This window comes from Demequina lutea, assembly GCF_013409005.1.
Taxonomy (GTDB): domain Bacteria; phylum Actinomycetota; class Actinomycetes; order Actinomycetales; family Demequinaceae; genus Demequina; species Demequina lutea.
In genome coordinates this window covers 1096896-1119813 of the sequence record NZ_JACBZO010000001.1, presented here as the reverse complement: position 1 = coordinate 1119813, position 22918 = coordinate 1096896, and the positions used below count along the sequence as shown (strand labels likewise).

The window sequence follows — 22918 nt, the reverse complement described above, 5'->3', positions numbered from 1 at the left end:
CGTCTCAGCTTTCGGTGAGGGTTCGGCGGGTATCGGATCGGCGGGTATCGGTCGACGCGGGGGCACCCGCACCTGGCAACGTGGCAAGCATCCGCTCTCGGGCATCGTCGGCGAGCGAGTAGTCGATCCATCGGCCGCGCCGCACTGACGTGATCAACCCGGCCTCGCGCAGCACCTTGAGGTGGTAGCTCAATAGGTTGCCCGCGATCGGGATCTGGTCCTGCAGCTTGCACACGCACCGCGGCGCCTCGGCAAGCAGGTCAAGGACCGTCCAGCGCACCGGGTCGGCTATCGCCTGCAGCACCTCGATGGGGCCACTGACGGCATTAGTCGCTTCAACAGTTTTTGAATCAATCACATTTGAACTATAGCCACAGGCGCGACCCGGTCTCGCGGGACAAAGGTCCCCCTCAGGCGAGCGTGGGGGCGTGGAGAGAGGCACCCGGCGCGGGTGAGACACACGCCCGGCCGGATGCCTAGTTCGTGGTCTCCCGGTAGCGATTCGCGGAGGCGCCGAACCTCACGAGCTCCCTGGTAAGCGCTGCCTGAAGATCGAGCGCGGCTGCCACCTTGCCTGCGTCCGGAAGAGCTGGCACGCATACCACCTCACCGCGTTCGAGGCCCGTCAGGGAGGCGGCCGCGAGGTCGGTGGGGTCCATGAGCCAACCCGCGGGGATGGCGCCAATCTCCGTTCCGGAGGTGTCGTGGAACTCCGTGCGAATCAGTCCGGGAATCAGCACCTGAACACGAATGCCCTGCTCGCGAACCTCCTCATCGATGGCGCGCGTGAAGTTCACCACGAAGGCCTTGGTGCCGCTGTACGTGGCACGCGTGGCAGTGGGGTCGAAGGCCAGCCCCGACGCGACGTTAATGACAGAGCCACTGCGTCGCTCAAGCATTCCGGGCAATGCCGCGCGGGTGAGGTGCATCACGGCGAGCACGTTGAGCTGAATCATGGCGTCGAGCACGGCAGGGTCGGTCTCCGCGACGGGCGCATAGACGCCGAACCCCGCGTTGTTCACCAGCAGGTCAATTGGCTGGGATTCGACGACGCCCGCGACGACATCCCTCCCGCCGGCAGTGCCGAGATCGGCCACCACCACGTCGACCGCGACGCCGTAGGCGTGCTCCAACTCGGCAGCCAGAGCCGTCAGGCGGTCGCCGCGTCGCGCGGTGAGGATGAGGTCGTGGCTGCACGCTGCGAGGAGCCGGGCGAAGGCCTCACCGATGCCCGAGGAGGCGCCGGTGACGAGGGCAATGCGGTTCATTGTGTTCCTTGCGAAGACGGGGCGGGCAGAGAAGGCAGGAGGACGATCTTTCCGCGAGTGTGGCGCTGCTCGAGTTCGGCGAAGGCGTCGGCCACGTCGTCGAGCGGATAGGTGGCAGCGATGTCGATGCGTAGTTGGCCCGCCGTGACGAGGGACGCCAACTCACCAAGGACCTCCCTCGTGGACGCCGACGCACCTCCTTCCGCCTTGGCCCCCAGTTCGCGTGCCTTTTCGAACGCGATGATGGTTTCGATCCGGGCGGGCGGGACGCCGATGGCCGCGGCGAGTTCGACGTATTCGGGGCCGAAGAGGTCGATGAACGCGTCGACGCCTTGGGGTGCCCGAGCCAGCAGCCGCTCGCCAAGCCGCTCGCCATAGTTGACCGCAATCGCGCCATGATCACTCAGCCACTTGTCATTCGAGGACGAGGCGATGCCGAGCACTCTGACACCCTTCGCGGCCAACAGTTGGACGACGATGCCTCCCACTCCTCCGGCCGCGGCCGATACCGCCACGGTTTCACCGGCTTGCGCCCCGACGGCTCGCACCGCGGCGTACGCCGCGCAACCCGCGACGGCCAGCGAACCCGCCGTCTCCCAGTCGAGCGAGTCCGGCTTGAGGATGAGTTGGCTCGCGGGCACCGCGGCATGCGTCGCGTGACTGGATCGCGTCCACGAGAATCCGAGCACTTCGTCTCCGACGGCGAAGTCGACGACATCGGCCCCCACTTCCGTGACGACCCCCGCGAGGTCGGTACCCTCTCCCGACGGAAACGTCGCGGGAAAGCGCTCATGGAGTGCCCCCGTGCGAATGCTCGTCTCGCCGGGGTTGATGGCCGCCGCACGGATGGAAACAAGCACCTCGCCGTCCGCCGGAATGGGCATCGGCACGTCCGCGACGTAGAGGACGGACCTGTCTCCGTAACGATCGAAGCGCACGGCTCGCGCGCGCTGCTGGGCTGTCTCCATCAGTCGAACCGTCGCCATCAGTCGCTCCTCACCATTCCAACGTACGCGCGCAAGAAGGCGCCCACCTGTTCCACTGCGGCCTTGCCTTCGTCCAGGATGGCGGCAAAGGCCTGGAAGACGTGCGGCACCTTGGGCGTCACCTGAAGGGTGACATTCACATCGTGCGCCGCGGCAACACCCGCGAGCCGCACGGCATCGTCAAGCAGGATCTCGTGAGAGCCCACCTGGATGAGCGTCGGCGGAAGCCCCGTCAGGTCGGCGAAAATCGGGCTGACCAGCGGCGTCGCAGGATCAACGTCGCCCACATAATCGGGAACACGCTCGCGCAAGCCCTCGGGGGTGAGCACCGACGGATCGATCGACGCCTTGCTGACCATGGTGTCGCCCGCCAGCGTGAGATCAACCCATGGTGACAGAAGCACCGATGCGGCGGGAAGGGGAAGATCCTCGGCCGCCAAGCGAACCATGAGCGCTGTCGCGAGGCCTCCCCCGGCGGACTCCCCCGAGACGGCAAGGTGCGAGGTGGGTGTTTGCTCGAGCGCCGCGCGGTAGGCGGCAACCGCGTCGTCTAGCGCCGCCGGATAGGGGTTCTCGGGGGCAAGCCTGTAGTCGACCGAGATCACCCTCATTCCCGCGCTCCTACCGAGGGCGGCGGCAAGCCCCGCGCCAGCGCGGGCTGAGCCCAAGACGTACACCCCGCCGTGAAAGTGAAGGAGCACCTTGGACGTGTCAACACCCTGGGAATCAATGATGAGGACGGGAATTCCCCCGAGCGACCCCGTGGCCACTGTGACGTCACCAGCAAGGGGAATCCTTGTCAACGCGGCCTCCATCTTGACCCGCTGTTCCACGGGGTCACCCGTGATGGAAAAGGGAAGGTGACTGAAGATCTCGGTGAGCGCCAGTCGTTGCTGCTGAGTCATGTTGCTCCACATCGGGGACAAGAGTGGGTTTCGTCCGGTCCCTTGGACCAGCGTAAGCACTACATTACGTCTAATCTACTTAGTGTCAAGTCACTTAACGACGATCTAGTTGGTGCTATGATTCCCGACACGACTCGAGGGGCGACCATGGTGGATCTGCGTAAGGTTTTCGACGACCTGGTGCGGTTCGAGACCATCCTGTGGAACACGGTCGATGCGCGCCTCATGAAGGACGCCGGAGTCAGCCTTGGCAGCGTCAACCTGATGATGGTGATTGACGCCACGCCCTCCTGCAGGGTGATCGATATCGCCAACGCGCTTGCCATCACCGTGGGTGGCACCAGCCAGGCGGTCGATCGACTCGAGGCGGCAGGCAACTGCGTTCGCCGCGCCAATCCGGCCGATCGTCGCTCGTCGATCGTTGAACTCACGGGCGCGGGCCGCGATCTGCTTGCCTCGGCGAGCGTCGTCTTTGACGAGGAGCTCGAGGCTTTCTTCAGGGCGCCCTTGCCCGCGGCGAACCTTGACACCCTCGGCACCTCGCTCGCGACCCTGCGTCTAGCCGCCGCGGCCCGCGGCGCGCACGATGCCAGCCACCAGCCCTGATGACCACCGCACGCGTCATCGGCGGCGGCCCCGCCGGCCTCATGGCCGCGGAGGTGCTGGCGCGGGCAGGGGTGTCGGTGACGGTTCATGAGCGCATGCCGTCCCCCGGCCGCAAGTTCCTGCTGGCGGGCCACGGCGGGTTGAACCTCACGCATTCGGAGGATCGCGACCGCTTCGTCACGCGGTACGGCAGGTCAGCAGACAGGATTGCGCCGATGCTCGTAGCGTTCGGCCCCGACGACCTGCGCGAGTGGTGCGCCGGCCTGGGCGAGCCGACGTTCGTCGGGTCGAGCGGGCGGGTGTTCCCCGAGGCGTTCCGGGCGACGCCGCTGTTCCGCGCGTGGCTCGCACGACTCGACGAACTCGGGGTGCGGATCGAGCGTCGGACGTTCTGGTCGGGCTGGGCAGGCGGGGCAGCCGACGCCGGCAACGGCTCCCCTGGCAGCGCCGACGCTCTCCTCGTCACCGACGCTGACGGCGTTACGACCGAAGTCACGAGCGACGTCACGATCTTCGCCCTGGGCGGGGCATCGTGGCCACACCTCGGTTCGGACGGCGGATGGGTGGGCCCGTTCGCCGAGCTAGGCGTGCAGGTGACGCCGCTGCGGGCCGCGAACGTTGGGGTCCGGGTCGAGTGGTCCCAGATCTTCGCCGAGAGGTTCGCCGGAACACCCCTGAAGAACGTGTCCCTGACCGTGCGCGGCCCGCGGGGCACCTCTCTCAACGCACCCGTGCGCGGCGACGCGATGCTCACCAAGACGGGGATCGAAGGCGGGCCCGTCTACGCGAGCGGCGGCGCCATCCGGGAGGCCCTCGACGCCGCCGCGCTCAACACCGCCGCCCGATGCGTCGTCGAGGTCGACCTCCGCCCCGACCTCACCGTCGACCAGCTCGCCGAGCGCCTGCAGCACCGCCGGCCGAAGGACTCGGCGTCGAACTGGTTGCGTCGTGCGATCGGCCTGGACCCCGCGGCCATCGGACTGCTACGGGAAGCGGGCGGCGGCCAGTTGCCGGGCGACGCCGCCGCGATGGCCGCACTGGTCAAGGCGGTGCCAGTGGTAGTCACGGGGACGATGCCGATCGACAGGGCGATCTCCACCGCGGGCGGCATCGCGTGGTCGGAGGTTGACGAGCACCTCATGTTGCGCCGACTCCCCGGCACGTTTGTCGCGGGCGAGATGCTCGACTGGGAGGCACCCACGGGCGGCTACCTGCTGCAGGCGTCGTTCAGCACGGGCGTGGTCGCGGCGCGGGGTGCGCTGGCGTGGCTCGAGGCCGCTGCGGCGGGGTAAGGGGCCCCGCCCTCGTCGACCACCCTTGCCGCGATCGGCGCGATCGGCGCGATCGAGCCGCTACACCTACGGTGTCGCCGTCGCAGTCGCCGTCGTACCCAGAATCTGGTTGAGCTGCCAGTCGAGCATCGGCGCGAGCGTACGGACGTAGGAGTCGGTCAGGTGGTAGCCGCCGCGGTAGACGACCACGTTGTCGATCACCGCTGGGCACACGGTCGCATCACAGAAGTAGTCGGTGAAGTCAATGACGCTCACGCCCGGCGTGCGGCCGGCCGCCTCGCGCATCGACGGTCCCCCACTGACCCCAACGGCCGAGCTTCGGTTCAGTGCGCACTGATCGAGGTCCGAGAGGTGGTGCAACACGCATTCGTCGATGTCGAGCGGCGGCTGCGGGTTGTCGAGCAGTGCGATCACGTGGATGCCTTCGGACTCGAGGTGTGTCCATCGCAGCGTGTATCCGTCGATGCCCGCGGCCTCGGACATGGGTACGTCGGCGGAGGATCCCAGCGGGGAGGCGATCCCGTAGATGCCCGACGTGATGACGACGTCGGGTGGATTCGCGTCGAGCCCCGCCAGCACGAGGCGGTTCCACTCATCACACTGGGTATATGGCGCCGACCTGACGATGAGGGTCGCTTCGGAGAAGGGACAGCTCGCCTTGGACGTGAATTCGACCCGCCAGCCGTTCTTCAAGCCGTACGCGTTGAGCGCGGAGTACCACTGGATCGCCTTCGAGTCCCCGACCACCACGATGCGCCGCGATGCCTGAGTGTCGCCCGCGATGCACCAGCGGGGCGTCACCTCGTTGAACTCGATGATCAGGTGACAGTTGGGGTCGTTGTAGATGGGCCGGTCATTGATGGCGACGCCAGGGTCGGGCACGGGCGTGACGGCCCCTGACTTCGGGATGTCTGCCCATCGCGCGACCGGGTCCGGCCACAGGACGGCCGCACCAAGGGGCGCGGTCGGATCAACGGTGGTGAGGTCGACGGTGGCAGGGGCGCCCGCCGCGGTCGGATCGACACCCACACCCGGCGTCGCCTGCAGTGACGGGCTCAGGTGCGTCACGACCAAGCCGAGCGCCACACCACACACGCTCAGTCCGAGACCCATCGCGAGCGAACGCCAGGCCGACGCCGTCAGCCTGGGTGAGAATCGCACCGGGTTCTCGATGAAGCGATGCGTGAGCCATGCAAGCACAAAGGCCACACCAATGGCCCCAAGCCCCCTGGCGACGGTGCCCGGACCCCAGATCTCTCTCGCCGCAATCAGGACGGGCCAGTGCCACAGATACAGCGAGTAGGACATTCCGCCGACCCACACGAGCGGGCGCCACAGCGCCCCCGTCATCACCGGAGCGTGGGTACCGGCGGACCCGGAGACGATGATGAGCGCGGTGCCGACCGTCGGCAAGAGCGCGAGCGTCCCCGGCCACGGCATCGCCTCGTGCACGGCCAAGGCCGAGACCGCGACGGCGCCCAACCCCACGACGGTGCCCACCATTCGCACGCGTCGCGGCAGTTTCGACCACAGGGGCGCCCCGATGGCCACCAACCCGCCGAGGGACAGTTCCCACATCCGCGCGCCCGTGTCGAAGAATGCGAAGGGCTGGTTCGACGCCGTTTCCATGACGTTCCACACGAAGGACGGCACGGCGACCGCGCCTAGGGCGATGGCCATCGCCGGCCGGATGCGCCACGACCACCGGCGCACGCCCACGGCGACAAGGGCCAGCAGCACCGGCCACACCACATAGAACTGCTCTTCGACCGAGAGCGACCAATAGTGCAGAACCGGGGACGGGGCCAACTGGGATCCCAGGTAGTTCACCGCTCGAGCCGCGAAGTGCCAGTTCGCCCAATAGCCCGCGGCCGACGAGATGTCGGAGCCGTACTCGTCCCGATAGCCGCCCGGTGAGAAGCGCAATGTCACCACGGCAACGAACGCCAGGACCGTCACCGCTGCGGGGATGAGCCGGCGGACGCGTCGGGCGTAGAAATTGGCGAGGCGAATGCGCCCCGATCCCTCGAGCTCGCGCACGAGCAGACCGGTGATGAGGAATCCCGAGATCACGAAGAACACGTCGACGCCGACGAACCCGCCCGGCACGAAGGTCACTCCCGCGTGGAACAACAGCACCAGGGTGATCGCGAGCGCCCGCAGCGCCTCAACGTCGGGTCGGAAGCGGCCCCGCGCCCTGGTGGTCACGCTGTCTCCAGGAGAGGTCTCGGTCGCCGCGTCCACGCTGTCACTATAGACATGAGCCATCTCGGGCCGACGCACGACCACCACCAACGCAAAAAACCGCCCCGAAGGACGGTCTCAAGCGGTGCTTGCCCGACGACGCGCATCCGCGGGAGGCAGGGACCGCTTCTGGCGGATCATCGTCGTCGGAGGTAGACGAGCACCTCATGCTACGGCGTCTGCCAGGCACGTTCGTCGCGGGCGAGATGCTCGACTGGGAGGCCCCCACGGGCGGCTACCTGCTGCAGGCGTGGTTCAGTACAGACGTGGTTCAGCATGGGCATGGTCGCGGCGCAGGGCGCACTGGCGTGGCTTGGGGCCGATGCGGCGAGCTAAGGTCACGAGGCCGGTTCTCCCCCTCAGCGGTGGCCGAGACTCAGGCTTGCCGGAGCAACTCCTGTCGATGGAGGATCACGCGGGCGAGTTTGTGCAGGATTCCCCCGTCGAACGGCAGCGCATCGAGCTCGCCGATCCATATGTCGGCGGAGTCGGCGACGCGACCGATGATGGTGCGCGCTGCTCGGGCCCTGACGCCCAGGTGTTCCGCAAGCGCCACGAAGTGCGCTCCCGAGATGTTGCCGTCGCGTCGGCCGCCGAGCGACAGCGCCAACGTGGAGTCGCCGTAGGGCTGTGAGCTGGGAAGGTCGTATGCGGGGGTGGGCTGCCAGCGCCCCGTCTGGTCTTGGATGATCGAGAAGTTCTTGGCGTGCGCGTCCCCGTTGCCTGTGAGGTATGCGAAGACGATCTGTGCGAGGTACTCTGCGGCGGCGGGCACGGGCGCTTCGCACAGCGAGGCAAGCTTGCCCAGCACCTCCTCGGTGGTGACGGCGTATTTCGCGGACGGATAACGCCCGAGAACCTGGCATCCGTCTTCCACCGCTCGTGCGCCGTTGGGCGTGCCGGGCGACGTGCCAGCCGTGCGGTCAAACCGGGTGACCACCAGGCCGGGCTCGCCCACAGCGTCGTGCACCACCCGCGCGTCCACCGTGCGAATTCCGGCCAGACGCGCCGCATTGAGGAAGAACGCCTCGTTGTCAACGAGGTGCTTGAGCTCCGGGGGGTTGAGTTTGAGCACCACGTTCGCGCCCGCCGCGGTGGCGGGGAGGTTGATCATCCTGGCACTCACCTTGTCCTGAACGCCGGGCAATCCCACGCGATCCACCTCGGTGGTGAGTTCCTGACGAATGTCGGCAAAGCGCACTGCCGAAAAATCGCCGACGCTCAGGTGGGGTTCGACGGGGGTGTCCTGCCAGCCATCGGCCACCACGCGCACGTCCCCGACCGTGTCTGCACCCACGGCGAGCAGGAGCGTCAGTTCATCGTCTGGGGAGGTCTTGGTCGCTCGCCTCAGTGTGCTCAGCCGCCTTCCCTCGGGCAACAGTCCGGAGAAGAAGGGCGGTAGTGCCCCGGCAGCGGTGACGACGGGCTCGACCGTGACGGGCAACGTGGTGGCGACGGGTGCCCGTCCCCAGTCGACCCATTCCTGCGTGTAGGCAAAGTCCACCCCGCCATGGGAGTTGCGGGTCAAGTGGCCAGCCAGGGCACCCTGCTTGAAGACCTCAGCGCTTTGGAGCGTCTTGAGGTCCTCGAGGGCTGGCGGGCGCGGTGACTCATCGCCAGCGGACACGGCGCTCATGGTGCTGCCTGGCTCGGCGGCCCAGCGGGTGGTGCGGTGACGGCCTCGAGGTTGAACTGCGTGGCGATGTCGCAACCTGCGCGCACCTCGGGAGCCGCGCCGCGTTCGATGGTCAAGTGGAGCCCAAGCGTCTCAAGGACGGCTACGACTCGCTTGAGCGACGTGTCCGAGCGGCCAGATTCGAGATGATGAACGATGCGGTAGGAAACCCCCGCGAGGTCACCGAGTTCAGTTTGACTCAGGCCCAGTTCCTGGCGCCGGGCAGCCACGATGGCGCCGAGTGCCCCGCGCTCCGCGGCGCGACGGGCCGCCGACTGACGGGACTGACGTTGCAGAACCATGGAAGATGCCCAATCTGACGTTTTCGTCAGTTTATCGAATGCTGAACCGTCTGTGCGGTGTTCCCGTTCCTATCCTGACGTTTTCCTCAGATTAACGTACTTGCGCGCTCTTGGCCAGCGGTCAAGCCCTCTATTCTGACACTAACATCAGACTAACGCCCCGTCGCCGCGAGGGCCTCGTCAACAGTTGGGTCGAGCGGCACGGCCGGGATGGGCCGGTGGCGCGTGGCGAGCGCCGAGCCGCCGAGCACGAGCGCGAGGCCAAGCACCTTCCAGATGGTGAGCCGCTCACTCAGGAAGAGCACACCCGCGAATATCGCCACCGCCGGATTCACATACGTGATGGCTGTGCTGCGCACCGGCCCGATCTCCCCGATGAGCGCGATCATCATCACAAAGGCCAGCGCCGAGCACACGACCGCGAGCACCACGATCGACGTCACCACCCCTCCGGAAGGCCACGCAATGGGCCACGATCCGCGCAGCGCCACCACAGGTGTGTAGATGACGGCCACCGCGGCGAGAGACACCGCGGCCACACCCACGCCCGGCAATTCCGGCACCCAGTGCGCCAGGACGGCGGGGCCCAACGCGTAACCGACGACCACCACCGCCACCTCGGCCACCGCGCTCAGGTTGGAGCCGTGCACATCGAAGCCGACGAGTGCCCCCACGCCAGCCATGCCCACGGCGATGCCTACCCAGTTCCATCCGCGAAATTGCGTCGGCTTCCCCAGCGCCCACGCAACCGCGATCCCTGCGAGAGGAACAGCGGCGATGAGCAAACCCGTCGTGGAACTGGGAAGCCTCGTCTCGGCGGAACTGAGCAGATACCAGGGGATCACCATCTCGACCACCGTGTAAACGAGCATCGGCCGCCAGCGCCTCAGCACCGGCGCGATCTCGTGGCGGAACGCCGCGATGGGAAGCAGGAGCACGGCCGCAAGTGCCGACCGGGCCAGCACCACGACCTCCGGAGCGAGTTCCCCCACGGCGATCTTGATGAAGAGGTACGGAATGCCCCAGGCCACGCCCAGGGAGCCGAACAGGATGAGTCCGCGTCGCGTCATAGATTGATTGTGGGGCCGACGTATGACTCGCGGCACCGCATCATGCCTGCCGCCTCATCGCGAACTGGCACCTCCCCGCGAGGATCACCTGCCCGGCCGGACCGTACGCCGTGCGCGCCCTGGCAACGGAGATCGCCGACGAGATGATCGAGGCCGACGCACTCGTATTCGCGGTGCCCTTGTAGAACTACGGGGTCTCGCAGCACTTCAAGACTTGGTTCGACATTGCCTACATGGATCCTCGTAGCACGGCGCTGCGAGGTAAGCCCGCGACGCTCGTCACCGTGCTCGGCTCACCAAAGGAGGGTTGGGACCACTCAAGCCCGTGGCTGCGACGCGCCCTCGAGGATGTCTGGGGGCTCGACCTGCGCGTCGTCCAGCGCCCCTTCACGCTCGTGGGCGTCGACCCTGCGCTCGACTCCTTCACCGAGGTGGCCGCCGAATTCAAGCAGGTGGCCGAGACCGACTCCGTCCGCTCGTGCCGTGAAATCGGGCAGGTCGTCGCTGGAGCTTCGGAGAGCATGCAGGGGGCGTAGCGGCGGCTCTTTGAGGGGACCGTCTCCTCTTCCGACGTTCCGGGATAGCGGTGCAGGGTCCCCCGCGACGTACCTGTGCCAAAGTGCGCTGTTGTAACGAAGGGAGCCCACCGCGGCGATTCGAACGAACTCTGGTCACGGCTACCGGCGTCGCATTCGGATCTTGACACGCCCATCCTTGGCTTCCCAGGAACTTGCGAGTTGAAGCAGTTCGAGTCGCTCCGCAAGTTCTCGGTGTGCGACGTTATTCGGGAAAGTCGGGTGCTTCCCGCTCTTGGTGGCGAGAAACGCGTAGTCCTGACCAAGGGACGTCAAAATACTCGACAACGCCGCAACATTGATCGATGGCAGATGGCTACGCAGCAGTGACACCACGACTGTGGCGGTGACGCCTTCGGCGGCGAGCCGCGCTGTTTCGTCGAGGGTGAGTGCACGCCGCTTATCAACAGCGTACTGAGCAATCTTCTGGAGTCCGATGCGCGGAGTGCCTACGGTGAAGTCGGCAAGTCGTTCGAGGATCGCGGACTTGATGGGTGTCGGCACAAGCGCACTCGCCACAATGCTGCCGACCTGATCAGGCGTCACCTCAGCCGGCGTCATGAAGTTCCTGAACTCCCGCGATTTGCTAATGGCCAAGGCACGTCCGCGAAGGTCTGCCGCCGCAATCACCGCGAACGACTCCGCATCGTCGCCAATGACGTTCTCGGCGATGAGCCAACCGATCAACTCACCAGAGTGATCAGGCAGCTCGGATGCCACGAGGTATCCAGCGAGGTCGAGGCTCCCCACGAGAGCTGCGCGCAACTGAGCCTCCGGCAAGACATCCGAGGCACCCAGAATCGCAAGAGCCAGGTCAACCTTCGCTTGCTCCTCAGGTCTCGCATCAACCGTGATGCTTCCCTGCGCTTCGAGCCGCAAACCCAGACGGTCGTCAACGTCGTATTCGTCAACGTAGGCAACGACGTTATCGAAGGTGATTGGGAAACGCGAGTAGTCCGCAAGAACTGGCCACGTCTCGGCCGCGACTTTCGAGAGGTCATACGCAATACAGCCTGCGTTCGCGTGCTCCAGCACAGACGGAAGTGCGTCTTCGTCGGCACTGAAAAGGTCCCCGAGGATGCTGCCAAACGCGGCAGCATCGAGGATTGTCTCCTCTCCTTCCTCGAGAACGGTCAGGTACGCCCTGAGGTCGGTGAGTACCCGCTTGTACACCAGTTCGTTCGCGCCCTTGATGGCGTCGAGGCTGAGCCCGTTGGCCTGATTTTCGAGCGCAAGGACCAAATTCTCCCGGGTGATCTCATAGCAACCAGCCTCTACGACTGCCCGAAGCACGGGGCGTCCCAACCCTGCGAGCGAGGCGAGCGCTACGTCCGAACCCGTCAGCAATGTCGCAATGACGTGGGCCGTGGACTCCGAGGTATCGTCTGCGACGCAGACGCCAAGATGGGGCGCACTCGAAACAAGGAGTGCACCGACCTGAGCGTTCGTCTCATATGCCACACGTTTGTCCGTGGATCGAAGGGCTGCGTCGATCAACTTGACCTGCACCTCGCTATCAACGCCCGCTTCGGACGCGAGGAAGGTGAAGACCGACTTCCATAGGGGAGCCATTGCCGCCACCAATTCAGCCGGACTGTCACCGGACTCCATGTAGGTGAGGACTAGATCGCGCTCGTCATCCCCAAACTTCACGAGTTCGCCGACTACGGCAGCAAGCCCGTCTGTGTCGGAAGTTAACAGGTAGTCGAGAACGTCGACGTTGTAGATAGCCTTCTCGGTAAGGATGCTGCGACCACGCTCGCGCAGCAGCGTCGCTACGTCCTCAGCCGTGAGTGCGAAATGCATATCGATCGTGTGGCGGTCGACGCTCTTGAGGATGAAGTTAGTGGCGTTGGTACTGACTCGGTCGTCGTAGAACGTCGACGTGTAGAGCGTGAAGTTGCGGTCGATGTACCCCGCCTTGACGAGCTGCACAGCAAACTCTGAGGTGAGCCGCTTCTTTGCGTGCCCGGCGAATGACAAATCCTCTCCGTCGATGTCGGCCGAAAACTCCTCCCGAGCGAACAGGTCGCTCATGTCTGCTCGCGCGAGGAACTCACGCCGAGTGAGGGCCCCCTGGATTGCGGCATCTGCCTCGGTGTGCTCACCCGCGACCCACTCGGCAGAGTCGAGCTTCTTGCCGATGACACGTTCAATGTCGTCGCTCGACAGCGTTGCAGTGCGGGCTCTTCCCAGTTGCGGATCGTTGTATGTCACAACGAGCGGGCCGTCGCCAGAGGCAACACGCTCCCAGAAATCAGGGGTCGTGAGTTCCTCCGGCATCGCAGCCGCTCCCGCAAACGTCATTGACCTCCGACTAACGCCGTCGAAGAAGTTGCCCAAGTCGTCGATACGACCCTGAAGCGTCTGGCCAAGCGAACGCGCCTGTCCAGCCGCGACTTGTGTGCGCTGCTTCCTCTGTCGCGCTTGGCGAATAGTTGCGTTCTCAGCCTGCACGTTTTCCCTCACGAGTTCGCGGCCATCGCGATAGAGGTCATCGAGGCGGCTCTTCCCCAGCTTGATCTCCTCGAAGTCGGCAAGGTGGGTGCTCTTGTAGAGCACCATGGCGAAGAGCTTGTCAGGCTTGAGGTCGATGTCGCCCGCGTCTAGGACAAGCCGTTTGAAGATGGCGTACTCGTTGCGGATGTTCTTGATCAAACGCATGTCGGCGACGTAGCGCGCTGCCAGATCGATGAGTTCGTCAGAGATGCCGTGGTCGAGATCCTTGTCCATGGTCTGCACCAGCAAATCTCGTGCGCTGCGGTGCGTGACGAAGGGCACGACGGGAACGACGAGGTTAAAGAATTTGGTGCGGTTTGCTCGCGCCACCTCAGCTTCGGCAGCATCGTCGCGTTGGCGGTTGACGGCTCGCGCTGTCGACGCATCCCCAGCGGACTCGCGTAACCTGAGCTCCTCCTTCGCCGCACGTGCTCCCAACTCGTCGAAGATACTGTCCTTGACGGCGTATATGAACCGGATTCGGCGACCCTTGAGCTGTTTGGCACCATTGAGTATCGAGTTTAGGGACCGGAGCGTCTCGAATATGTGCGCGTCATCGAACCGGTCGATATCCTCAAAGATGACGATGTCGCGCTTGGCCGTCTCGAAGAAGTAGACGATCTCGTCCAGGTACTCGTCGAAGTACGTTGCGGACTTCGGCGAGAGGACAATGGACGCGGCGCCCGTTCCCAAGCGCTCAATCTGAATGCGGTTGTGGAACGCCGCGAGTAGCGCGGTCAGAAGCGCGGTAGAGCCGCTGAACACCACCAGGTGCGGGAGCCACTTGTGCTCGCTGACGTTCGGAATCAGGGCGCCGATGGTCTGTGTCCATCCGGCGAGCAAGAAGACGATGGCTACCGGCACGGAGAGCAGGGCACAAAGCGAGACGGAACGCCACAATCGGAAGCCCGTCGTGCGGTGGTACCGGAAGCCCGGCATCTTGGAAGGATCCTGGCTGTACAGGAGTTGCTTAACAATCTCCTTCTGGATCCGGTTCGTCTTGGTCGCCGCTTGCGGCGCCTTCTTCTGCTCCGGCACCTGGTCGTCGTCCGGGAAGCCGAGCGTCGCGAGAGAAACAGAGACCACCTTGCGCCGGTGCCTACGCGCAACCTCCATGAGAATGCTGCTCTTGCCAACGCCATAGCTACCCGTAACCGCGATGTTCAGCACTGAACGCTCTGGATCATTCAGTGCAGCTTCGATGACGCCGAGGTAAACCTGGTGCTTGTCAGATTCATATGCGGGCGTGAGCGGGAGGAGGATCGGGGCTTTCTGTTCCTCATCGTTCTTCCAGCTACGGACCCCGTTGATAAGGCGCCTTGTTGCAATCAGAATTCGCTGCTTCATAGTGCTCCTGATTATGTCAGCGTGTTCTGACAGGTCAACCCGCAGCATAATGCTGCGCTCAAACAGCACCTGCTAGTCGCGCGACGAACCCGACGCCCCGTCGAACCACCGCTCACCATCGAACCCCGCATCCAAGCATCCACCGGCATCCATCTTGATCACAGTGGGCCCGTGGATTGCATCCGGAACACTCTTCACGCCGCCGAGCAGCAGGTCGAGGTATTTGCGTGGGCTCGCCGCCACGCGTTGGTGGACCAGGGTTTCCACTGGAGACCCGGCCTCTCCCCACTTGGACCATCTTCACCGGCCGACGGCCCATCGTGCCTTGAGCGCCCGGTCCGCGCGCAGCCTGCAGGGCAAGACATCGCGCGAGCGTTACACGGTCCACCCCGGGTCCAGGAAACTCGGGTCGCTCCGCGCCCGCAGGATCGCGAGCGCGTCCTCCTCGACGAGCCAAGCAAGCGCTCGAACCAATCTGCTCGCCACCTCCCGGCACCGTGTGGAGGTGGATCTGCGCGGCGACGCTCTTCACCGAGGTATTGAAGGTTGACCTGCGCCAGCCCCACGCGCGACGCTCGCCTCCGCGAACGCCAATCGCCATTCAGGGCATCGATCAGGAGTCAAGCAAACTTGGGCAGTAACTCTGCCGTGTTCTTCTATCGCCCGTTCGATGTCAGTGGCGACCGCTAGCATCAGAAAATACAATCAATGAGAGGAGCATCAAATGGCGAACTACACCGTTGTTAAAGTAAGGAAGGAAACGTCTTCTGACGGCACCCACCACCACATTGAGGGCGTTATTACCGCGGCCGGTATCCACTACACGCGCAAAGAGGTCGTCACGAGCCTCGATGCAGGAGACACTTGGCAGACCAGTGCCGGTGGATACACGGCATCGATACAGAAGTTGAGCTATTGCCCCAAAAGCGCCTGCTTGGCTTCTCCGTACCTCAAGACCAAGCCTGACAGCACCGGCCTCGACAACTTGGAAAACCTGCCAGCAGGATGAGTTTCGCGCCCAAGGGTTGCTTGGTGCGTCGACAAGGTCGGAGCGCACAGCGGACTCGACCACAAGAGAGTCATCCTCTGACCAAGCCCCCATCCAACGGCCATGGCTTCGCACTCTCGATGGATCCTGACCGATCGACGGAGTGGCGGCGGGCGCCTCCTCGACCGCACGTTCGCGAGAAGTGCCCTTCACCACCAACGCAAAAAACCGCCCCGAAGGACGGTCTCAAGCGGTGCTGTCTCCACACCACGTGGAGCTGAGGGGATTCGAACCCCTGACCCCCTGCATGCCATGCAGGTGCGCTACCAGCTGCGCCACAGCCCCGTAATCTCGCGATCACGCGCTCATAAAGAGCGACCGTCATCGTAGCCCAGATCGGCTCCCCAACGCTAATCGCGGCGCCCCTGTGAACGGCGTCTCAGCGTGACGGCCCGCGTCCCACGAAGTGGTCCATGGTGTGGTTGATGCCAAAGAAGTCCACCACCGCATCGAACGCGCGCACGGGCAAGGCCCGCAGCACCGGCACCATCCTCACCATGGGCGGCATCACGATCTGCTGGGTGCCGCGTTCGACACCCCGGATCACTCGGCGCGCCGCCTTGTGCGGGTCGAGGATCGGCAGCAACAGCGGGAAGCGGGTGCGCACACCTTCAAACATGCCCGTGTCGATGTAGTACGGCATGAACACCAGCGTGCGCACGGGCGACCGTGCGTCCCGAAGTTCGGCGCGCAGGGACTCCGTGAAACCGATCGCGGCGGCCTTGGACGCGGCGTAGTCGGTCTGCTTCGCGACGCCCAGCAAGCCAGCGGCCGACGCGATGGTCACCACGGTGCCCCGACCCCGGTCGAGCATGCCCGGCAAGAGCGCGCGCGTGACCCAGAACAGGGCAAGCGTATTGACCTGGAACGTGCGCTCGATTGCCTCGTCGGAGGCCTCCATGAGCGTCGCCCCCGTGACCACGCCCGCGTTGTTGATCACCACGTCTACCGGGCCCTCGCGCTCGGCGGCCGCCGCCACGGCGGCGCGGTCCGTGATGTCCACCACGGTGGCCGACGCGGCGCCGCCCGCCTCTACGACTTGCCGCACCGTTTCGTCGGCGCCCGCCTTGTCTCTATCCCACACGGCGATGGTGGCACCGCGCCGGGCGGCCTCGAGCGCCATCAGGCGGCCGATGCCGGATCCGGCTCCGGTGATCAGCACGCGGGCGCCCCTCAGCTGCGTTCCCTTCACTGTTGCATTCCCGTCATTAGGGCCTCACCCTCGTCAGGAGGGCCAGCGCCCTCGACATGAATCGTGCGTAGGTCTCGCCACTCACCCGGTCGGGCGGTGCCACCGAGGCGATGCGCTGGCGGAGCACCGACTGTGGTTCGGTGTACTTCAGGAGGCCCTCGTCGCCGTGTCGGCGCCCCAGACCTGAGTCCTTAACCCCGCCCATCGGCGCGTCGGTCGATCCCCACGCCGCCGCGTAACCCTCGTTGACGCTCACCGTGCCGGCGTGGACGCGGCGGGCCACATCCCCTCCCCTGCGCCGCGACCACACCGAGGCGTTGAGCCCGTACGGCGAGTCGTTTGCCAGCCGCACGGCCTCGTCGGCGCCGGCAACCCGGTACAGCGACACCACGGGACCGAACGTCTCCGTGCGCGCCACGTCCATGTCAGCGGTCACGCCCGCGAGCACCGTGGGTTCGTAGACGTAAGGGCCGATGTCAGGGCGCGCCTTGCCTCCGGCGAGCACCGTGGCGCCCTTGGCGACCGCGTCGTCCACGTGCGCACTGACGCCCGCGAGCTGGTCGGCGGAGGTGAGCGTGCCGATGTCGGCCTCCCAGTCGAGCCCCACACCCAACCGCATCGCGCTCACCCGGCGGGTAAAGGCGGCAGCGAACGCATCGTAGGCCGCGTCCTCGACGTAGATCCGCTCGATGGACACGCACAGTTGGCCGGAGTTGGAAAAGCACGCCTGCACCGCACCGTGGGCCGCACGGTCGATGTCCGCGTCGGCAAGCACGATCAGCGGGTTCTTCCCGCCCAGCTCCGCCGAGCAACCGATGAGCTGCCGGCCACAGTGTTCCGCGATGATGCGGCCGGTGGCGGTGGAGCCGGTGAACATGACGTAGTCGACGCCGTCGATGAGGCGCGGGCCCAGAGCGCTGCCCGCCCCCACGACCACGCCAACCAGATCCGCGGGCACACCCGCCTGGCGGAGGAGTTCGACGGCCGCGAGCGCGCACAGCGGCGTCGCGGAATCGGGCTTGAGCACCACGCCGTTGCCGGCGATGAGCGCCGGGATGGCGTCGGCCACGGCGAGCATGAGCGGGTAGTTCCATGGGCTGATGATGCCCACGACGCCCTTGGGCACACGAAACTCGCGCACCGACGTGAGCACGGGGATGACGCCGCGCCTGCGATGGGGGCGCAGCAGGCGTCGGCTGGTGCGCGCGTAGTACGCGGCGGTGAGCGCCACGTCCGAGACCTCCTCGAAGGCGCTCAGGCGGTTCTTGCCGTTCTCGAGTTGGATGAGGTCAAGGAGTTCGTCTTGGTGCGCCAGGAAGAGGCGGCCGGCGCGCCTCAGGATGGCGCGGCGCTCTCGTAGGGGCCGCCGTGCCCACGCGGCCTGTGCTTGACGAGCGGCCGCGAGCGCACGTTCCACGTCCGCCTCATTCGAGCGCGGGAGGGTCGCGAGCGCGCGGCCGTCGAGCGGCGAGACCACCTCGTGATGGCCCGCCGAGCCGGTCACGATGCTCGCGAGCGCGGCCAGGCGCGCGGGGTCAATATTCGGTCGTGCCAGGGGCGTCGTCGTCACACATACCTCCGGGGGTGTGACTCCCACTGTACTCAACGCGGCGACCGATCAGGCGCCCGCGCAATACCGCCTCAGGCGCCAGTCGTCGCCGCCGTGCCAGCGCACCTCGTTCCACGCCCCGTGCGGCAGGTATCCCAGGCGCGACGGGGTGAGCGGCAGCCCGAGCAGACGGGCGACTCCCAGCATGATCGCGCTGCCATGACTCACGATCACCACGGTGCCGGCGCCGGTGCGCGCCGCATCGGCTGCCGCGTCCCTCAGTCCAGCGGCCACGCGATCGGCCACATCGTCCGACCGGCCCCAGCCTGGAATCGCCGGGTCGAGCCCCTCGTGCCGCTGCACATACTCGAGCGGCCACGACTCGCGCACCTCGTGCCACGTGTGGCCCTCCCACACGCCATAGGGGCGCTGGGTGAACCTGGCGTCAACGCGGGTCGCCGTGCCTGCCAATGCGGCCAAGGCATCGGCCGTGCCCGTGGCGCGCTGCAGGGGTGACGATGCCACCGTAAGCGCCGTGCCGTACTCCCCCACGACGCGCGCGGCAACATCGGCCGCCTGCGCTATGCCGTCCTCGCCCAGGGGCACATCCAGAGAACCCTGCAGGCGCCCCTCGTCGTTGTAGTCGGTGCGCGCGTGGCGCAACAGGACCAGGCTGGTCATGCTTCGTCACTCGCCGATGACGAGTTGAGTGAACTCGGATCGAGCGCACGCGCATTGAGCGAACGCAGCACCCAGGGCCCCTCGCCCTCACGCGTGAGCTCCACCCACTGGGCGTTGCCAAGATTGCCGATACCGTGCGAACCGAGCTCGACGCCCAACAGGGCGCCAACGGCCACGCGGGTGGTCGAGCCGTGCGACACCACCACGTGCGTGCCCGCCACGGGCGCGAGCTCGTCGATCGCTGCGAGAGCCCTATCGCGCACCGTGTGGTTCATCTCGTAGCCCTCGACGTTCGGCTCGTGGCCCTCCACCCAGCGCTGATACTCGTCGGCGTGATCGGCCTCCCGCACGTCCTCGGGAAGGCCCTCCCACACGCCGTAGGAGCGCTCACGCCACCTGGGGTCGGTGACGACCTCGGCGCCCATGGCGTCGGCGAAAATGTGGGCGGTCTCGAGGGCGCGCGACAGGTCCGAAGACACGATGCGCTTCACCGGCGCGATGCGGGCAAGCTCGGGTGCGGCGGCCCGAGCCTGGGCGCGGCCGTTGTCGTTGAGCGGGATGTCCGACGCGCCCTGCAGCAGGTGCTGCAGGTTCCAGTCGGTCTCGCCGTGGCGGACCAGGATGAGGCGCGTCACAGGTTTGCCGGTCATTGGTTTGCCGATCTCACAGATCCGCGGGCAGTGCGACGACCGGGCAGTCCTTCCACAGGCGCTCGAGCGAGTAGTACGCGCGATCTTCTTGGTGCATCACGTGCACGATGACGTCGTTGAAGTCCATGAGCGCCCACCGGCCCTCGCGCAGCCCCTCGCGGCGCACGGCCTTCACGCCCGTGGCCAGCAGCGACTGCTCGATGCCCTCGGCGATAGCGGTGACCTGACGCTCATTGGACGCCGTGGCGATCACGAACACGTCCGCGATGGGCGTCTGGCCACTCACATCGAGCGCAACGATGTCCTCGGCCTTCTTGTCGGACGCCGCGCGGGCTGCGGATTGGGTGATGTCGAGCGCGCGCGCCGTTGCCGTCATTTGTTGAACGCCACGTTGTAAATGACAACTCCAAGAACGAACATGAGTGCTCCGATCACGGACAGGTGGAGCCACTTGAAGTGCTTGACGCCACCGACTTCCGGAAGGTCTGGGCGACGGATTCCAGCCGCTTGGCCCGAGGCGGACATGTCGCCGCCGTGGAATTCGGCCGCGTTGAGGGCCGCGGTGTTGATCGCGCCGGTGAGCGGCGGGAACGCGGATGGTGACCCCTGCTGGTAGAGCCCACTGAAGTCAGGCCTCGGCACGTTGGAAAGCGGCGTGAAGTCATTTGCCTCCGCGGCCCTTCCTGGCGCACCGCTCAGCGGTTGTGTGGCCCAAGGCGGCGCTTGCGGTCCCGCGAAGCGCTGAGGACCAGAAAACGGCCCCGACATCGGGAACTGACCCGACGCTGGCGCGACGCCGCGCGTGGCGCCGGAGTGGGACTGCGTCAACTGATCAAACTCCGCCTGCTCCGGCGTACCGCGGCCGAACGGCGTGGCGGGCGTGGGTACCGCCCTAGGCGCCAAGTCGCCGAGTGAATCAAACGTCGGGTCCGCATCCGCACGGTTCACAGACGGACCAATTCCGGCCCCCGGCCCCCAAGTTAAGTCGGCAGGCGACCACGCGATCGAGGGTGTCTGCTGTGTCGCGGGCGGCTGTGCTGCAGGCGGCTGTGCGGCAGTCGGACGCTCAAAATTGGGTGCAACGGTGTCGAAGGCAGCGTTCTCGAAGGCAACGTTGTCGGGGGCCTCGTCGTTGAGGGCAGTGGCGTCTGGGACCACGTGGTGAGGAGCCGACGACGCCGATTGTAGCGAGTCGAACTCGGCACCGATAGAGGGGTCAGGCATGGGCCGGGTCGCTGCGGCCCCCGCCGCGGCGTCCGTCCGTGACGCCCTCTCGATGCCGCTCATGGCTTCTGCAGCCAAGCGCCGAATCTCATCGACGGGACTGGTGTCTCGCGTGGGGACCTCTTGCGGCGGAAGAAGCGTCGGAACGTGCTCCGACGCTACGGGCGAGGGCTCTGCGGGTGAGCCAGCAGGGAATGGATCTTGCTGACGAAGCGCCCCCTGCCTAGAACCGGGCGGGAAGAACGCGCCGAAGACATTCGAGGCCGACGGGGTCGGCTCGTAGGCGCTTTCCGAGTCCGCCTCGACTGGGGCCTCGTTGCGCGGCGGGTGGACGACGGGAACGAGCGGCGCGTTGTCCAGGGCCATGACCGGTTGGTACGGCTCGAGGACGGGCCGTGTTTCGTGAGTGTCAGCCACGCGAGTGCCCGCATCGAGCGCGGTCTCCGGGGCCTCTCGCAGCGCCAAGTCGGGTGGCGTGTGCGCCGGCGAAGGCTGCGGTTCCGGCCACGACGGCTCGGACGCGCTTTCTACACTGTCGGGGAAGTCAATGGGAGGCTCTTCAGCCCACTGTGGCTGGGCAACAGGCCGTTGGAAAACGGGAGCCTGCGAAACCGGCGGCTGCGACGGCACCTGCACGGAGACCGGCTCATCAAAGTTGGGCTCCGGCGCCCGCCGGATATCCGACGCCGCGAGCCTGCGGAACTCTTGAGACGCCGCAGTGGCCTCTTGGGCGGCACTCTCCGCCTTCTCGCGAGAAATTCGCTCCTGCTCGGAGATGCGCTCGGGGGTCATCGCGGGAATTTGACCCGTTGCGAGCATCTCCTCCTCGGCCGTCCACGCCTCGAGCGGGTGATTGAGTCGTTCCATCCGCCTGCGGTCTCTGCGGCTGAGGGCCGCGCGCTCGTCTTCGACCGCGTCGACCTCGCCGGACGAAGGCGCCTGGGCGAACGCGGAAGTGGGGTCCTGGGAAGCCGCGCGATCCGCCGCCTCTTCTTCAAATGTGCGACGTGCACGGCGCGACAGGGGCGCGTCAGGCATCCGGTCCTCCGAGGTACAGCGCGTGTTGGGCAATATAGGCGGCAACTGGATCGGGGACCAGGTAGCGCACCGGCTCACCGGTCCGACGGCGGCGCCGAACTTCGGTCGAGGATACCCCCACTTCTGGTGTCTCGACCACCAAGTGTGGCGGAGTTAACGCAGGTATAGGGCTACCCTTCCTCCGCACGCCGACGAACGTGGCCAACTGCATGAGCCGTGCGGGCTCGCGCCATTCGGACAAACGGGACACGGCGTCGGCCCCCGCGATGAAGAACAATTCCGCGCCCGGATGTTCGGCTGCGAGGTCGGTAAGCGTGTCGACCGAGTAGGTCAGGCCTCCGCGCGCAATGTCGACGTCGCTGACCTCGAGCCTGTCATCACCCTCGACCGCGAGCCGGCACATTGCGATTCTCTGTGCGGGCGAGGCGTGGCCAGTGGAGTCCTTGAAGGGCTGCCGGTGGGCGGGGACCAGGATCACGCGATCGAGTGCGAGCGCGGCACACACCTCGCTCGCCACCACCATGTGGCCGAGGTGAATTGGGTCGAACGTGCCCCCCAGGACGCCGATGCGTTCGTTAGTCACCCTGATGACGCGTGCCCACACTCCGGAACGCAAAGGTGATGAAGAGCAACGCCATCAGACCGGAGAAGGCGAGCAGTGCCACCGCGACAGGTGGAATCGACGATGAGGCGTGCGCCCCCTCAGCGGTGGCCGCGAGAATGGTGGTCACAATGTCTCCTTGCCTGTTTGACTTCGCTCAGTATTT

At 66.1% G+C, this 22918-nt stretch carries 22 protein-coding genes and 1 tRNA gene; 4 read left to right on the top strand and 19 right to left on the bottom strand.

Annotation, left to right across the window (positions count from 1 at the left end; all coding sequences use genetic code 11):
* Positions 1 to 4 precede the first annotated feature (4 nt).
* The 4 genes from BKA03_RS05470 to BKA03_RS05455 all read right to left on the bottom strand — a co-directional run bounded on the left by BKA03_RS05470 (position 5) and on the right by BKA03_RS05455 (position 3159).
* Positions 5 to 358, bottom strand: coding sequence for an ArsR/SmtB family transcription factor (locus BKA03_RS05470; protein WP_062075946.1), 354 nt, complete (start codon positions 356 to 358; stop codon positions 5 to 7).
* 118 nt (positions 359 to 476) lie between these two features.
* Positions 477 to 1268, bottom strand: coding sequence for an SDR family NAD(P)-dependent oxidoreductase (locus BKA03_RS05465; protein ID WP_062075945.1), 792 nt, complete (start codon positions 1266 to 1268; stop codon positions 477 to 479).
* Positions 1265 to 2254, bottom strand: a complete 990-nt coding sequence (locus BKA03_RS05460; RefSeq protein ID WP_238579467.1) for an NADP-dependent oxidoreductase — start codon at positions 2252 to 2254, stop codon at positions 1265 to 1267. The genes BKA03_RS05465 and BKA03_RS05460 overlap by 4 nt, the downstream gene beginning before the upstream one ends.
* A complete protein-coding gene (locus BKA03_RS05455) occupies positions 2254 to 3159 on the bottom strand; it encodes an alpha/beta hydrolase (RefSeq protein WP_062075963.1) in 906 nt (301 codons plus the stop codon). Before BKA03_RS05455 ends, BKA03_RS05460 begins: the two co-directional genes overlap by 1 nt.
* Positions 3160 to 3306: 147 nt before the next feature.
* Between BKA03_RS05455 and BKA03_RS05450 the strand changes: the two genes are divergently transcribed.
* Both BKA03_RS05450 and BKA03_RS05445 read left to right on the top strand, forming a co-directional pair.
* A complete protein-coding gene (locus BKA03_RS05450; RefSeq protein WP_062075962.1) occupies positions 3307 to 3765 on the top strand; it encodes a MarR family winged helix-turn-helix transcriptional regulator in 459 nt (152 codons plus the stop codon).
* Positions 3765 to 5057: a BaiN/RdsA family NAD(P)/FAD-dependent oxidoreductase gene (locus BKA03_RS05445; protein WP_062075944.1), complete on the top strand. Its 1293-nt coding sequence runs from the start codon at positions 3765 to 3767 to the stop codon at positions 5055 to 5057. Before BKA03_RS05450 ends, BKA03_RS05445 begins: the two co-directional genes overlap by 1 nt.
* 66 nt (positions 5058 to 5123) lie before the next feature.
* On the opposite strand, the gene BKA03_RS05440 is transcribed toward BKA03_RS05445, so the two are convergent.
* From BKA03_RS05440 to BKA03_RS05420, 4 genes are all read right to left on the bottom strand, one after another.
* Positions 5124 to 7301 (bottom strand): acyltransferase family protein, encoded by a 2178-nt coding sequence (locus BKA03_RS05440; RefSeq protein ID WP_179397712.1) that lies wholly within the window; start codon positions 7299 to 7301, stop codon positions 5124 to 5126.
* A gap of 376 nt (positions 7302 to 7677) precedes the next feature.
* Positions 7678 to 8937: a type II toxin-antitoxin system HipA family toxin gene (locus BKA03_RS05430; RefSeq protein ID WP_062075942.1), complete on the bottom strand. Its 1260-nt coding sequence runs from the start codon at positions 8935 to 8937 to the stop codon at positions 7678 to 7680.
* Positions 8934 to 9278: a helix-turn-helix domain-containing protein gene (locus BKA03_RS05425; protein WP_083971984.1), complete on the bottom strand. Its 345-nt coding sequence runs from the start codon at positions 9276 to 9278 to the stop codon at positions 8934 to 8936. The genes BKA03_RS05430 and BKA03_RS05425 overlap by 4 nt, the downstream gene beginning before the upstream one ends.
* Positions 9279 to 9430: 152 nt before the next feature.
* Positions 9431 to 10348 carry a DMT family transporter gene (locus BKA03_RS05420; RefSeq protein ID WP_062075941.1) on the bottom strand — a complete coding sequence of 306 codons (918 nt, stop codon included), beginning with the start codon at positions 10346 to 10348 and terminating at the stop codon, positions 9431 to 9433.
* A gap of 233 nt (positions 10349 to 10581) precedes the next feature.
* On the opposite strand from BKA03_RS05420, the gene BKA03_RS05415 reads away from it, so the two are divergent.
* Entirely contained in the window at positions 10582 to 10884 is a 303-nt protein-coding gene (locus BKA03_RS05415; RefSeq protein WP_238579466.1) for a hypothetical protein, read from the top strand.
* Between the two features lie 141 nt (positions 10885 to 11025).
* Here the strand turns inward: BKA03_RS05415 and BKA03_RS05410 are convergent, their stop codons facing one another.
* Together BKA03_RS05410 and BKA03_RS05405 are read right to left on the bottom strand one after the other, a co-directional pair.
* Complete coding sequence (locus BKA03_RS05410) at positions 11026 to 14769, bottom strand: YobI family P-loop NTPase (RefSeq protein WP_062075940.1); 3744 nt, start codon at positions 14767 to 14769, stop codon at positions 11026 to 11028.
* A gap of 72 nt (positions 14770 to 14841) precedes the next feature.
* The gene (locus BKA03_RS05405; protein WP_062075939.1) at positions 14842 to 15036 is read right to left on the bottom strand and encodes a hypothetical protein; all 195 of its coding nucleotides are present in this window, start codon (positions 15034 to 15036) and stop codon (positions 14842 to 14844) included.
* 457 nt (positions 15037 to 15493) lie between these two features.
* Here BKA03_RS05405 and BKA03_RS05400 point away from each other — a divergent pair, with 457 nt between their 5' ends.
* Positions 15494 to 15778, top strand: a complete 285-nt coding sequence (locus BKA03_RS05400; protein ID WP_062075938.1) for a DUF3892 domain-containing protein — start codon at positions 15494 to 15496, stop codon at positions 15776 to 15778.
* 251 nt (positions 15779 to 16029) lie between these two features.
* On the opposite strand, the gene BKA03_RS05395 is transcribed toward BKA03_RS05400, so the two are convergent.
* The 9 genes from BKA03_RS05395 to BKA03_RS05355 all read right to left on the bottom strand — a co-directional run bounded on the left by BKA03_RS05395 (position 16030) and on the right by BKA03_RS05355 (position 22882).
* Positions 16030 to 16102: transfer RNA gene (locus BKA03_RS05395), tRNA-Ala, on the bottom strand.
* A gap of 94 nt (positions 16103 to 16196) precedes the next feature.
* Positions 16197 to 16979 carry an SDR family oxidoreductase gene (locus BKA03_RS05390; RefSeq protein WP_238579465.1) on the bottom strand — a complete coding sequence of 261 codons (783 nt, stop codon included), beginning with the start codon at positions 16977 to 16979 and terminating at the stop codon, positions 16197 to 16199.
* A gap of 46 nt (positions 16980 to 17025) precedes the next feature.
* Complete coding sequence (locus BKA03_RS05385) at positions 17026 to 18579, bottom strand: succinic semialdehyde dehydrogenase (protein ID WP_062075936.1); 1554 nt, start codon at positions 18577 to 18579, stop codon at positions 17026 to 17028.
* 48 nt (positions 18580 to 18627) lie between these two features.
* Positions 18628 to 19239: a histidine phosphatase family protein gene (locus BKA03_RS05380; RefSeq protein WP_062075935.1), complete on the bottom strand. Its 612-nt coding sequence runs from the start codon at positions 19237 to 19239 to the stop codon at positions 18628 to 18630.
* A complete protein-coding gene (locus BKA03_RS05375; RefSeq protein WP_083971979.1) occupies positions 19236 to 19889 on the bottom strand; it encodes a histidine phosphatase family protein in 654 nt (217 codons plus the stop codon). Before BKA03_RS05375 ends, BKA03_RS05380 begins: the two co-directional genes overlap by 4 nt.
* 13 nt (positions 19890 to 19902) lie before the next feature.
* On the bottom strand, positions 19903 to 20265 hold the full coding sequence (gene rsfS, locus BKA03_RS05370; protein WP_062075933.1) for a ribosome silencing factor: 363 nt from the start codon (positions 20263 to 20265) through the stop codon (positions 19903 to 19905).
* Positions 20262 to 22151, bottom strand: coding sequence for a hypothetical protein (locus tag BKA03_RS05365; RefSeq protein ID WP_062075932.1), 1890 nt, complete (start codon positions 22149 to 22151; stop codon positions 20262 to 20264). The genes rsfS and BKA03_RS05365 overlap by 4 nt, the downstream gene beginning before the upstream one ends.
* Entirely contained in the window at positions 22144 to 22734 is a 591-nt protein-coding gene (gene nadD, locus BKA03_RS05360) for a nicotinate-nucleotide adenylyltransferase (protein ID WP_083971977.1), read from the bottom strand. Before nadD ends, BKA03_RS05365 begins: the two co-directional genes overlap by 8 nt.
* A complete protein-coding gene (locus tag BKA03_RS05355) occupies positions 22727 to 22882 on the bottom strand; it encodes a hypothetical protein (protein WP_179397711.1) in 156 nt (51 codons plus the stop codon). The genes nadD and BKA03_RS05355 overlap by 8 nt, the downstream gene beginning before the upstream one ends.
* Positions 22883 to 22918 lie beyond the last annotated feature (36 nt).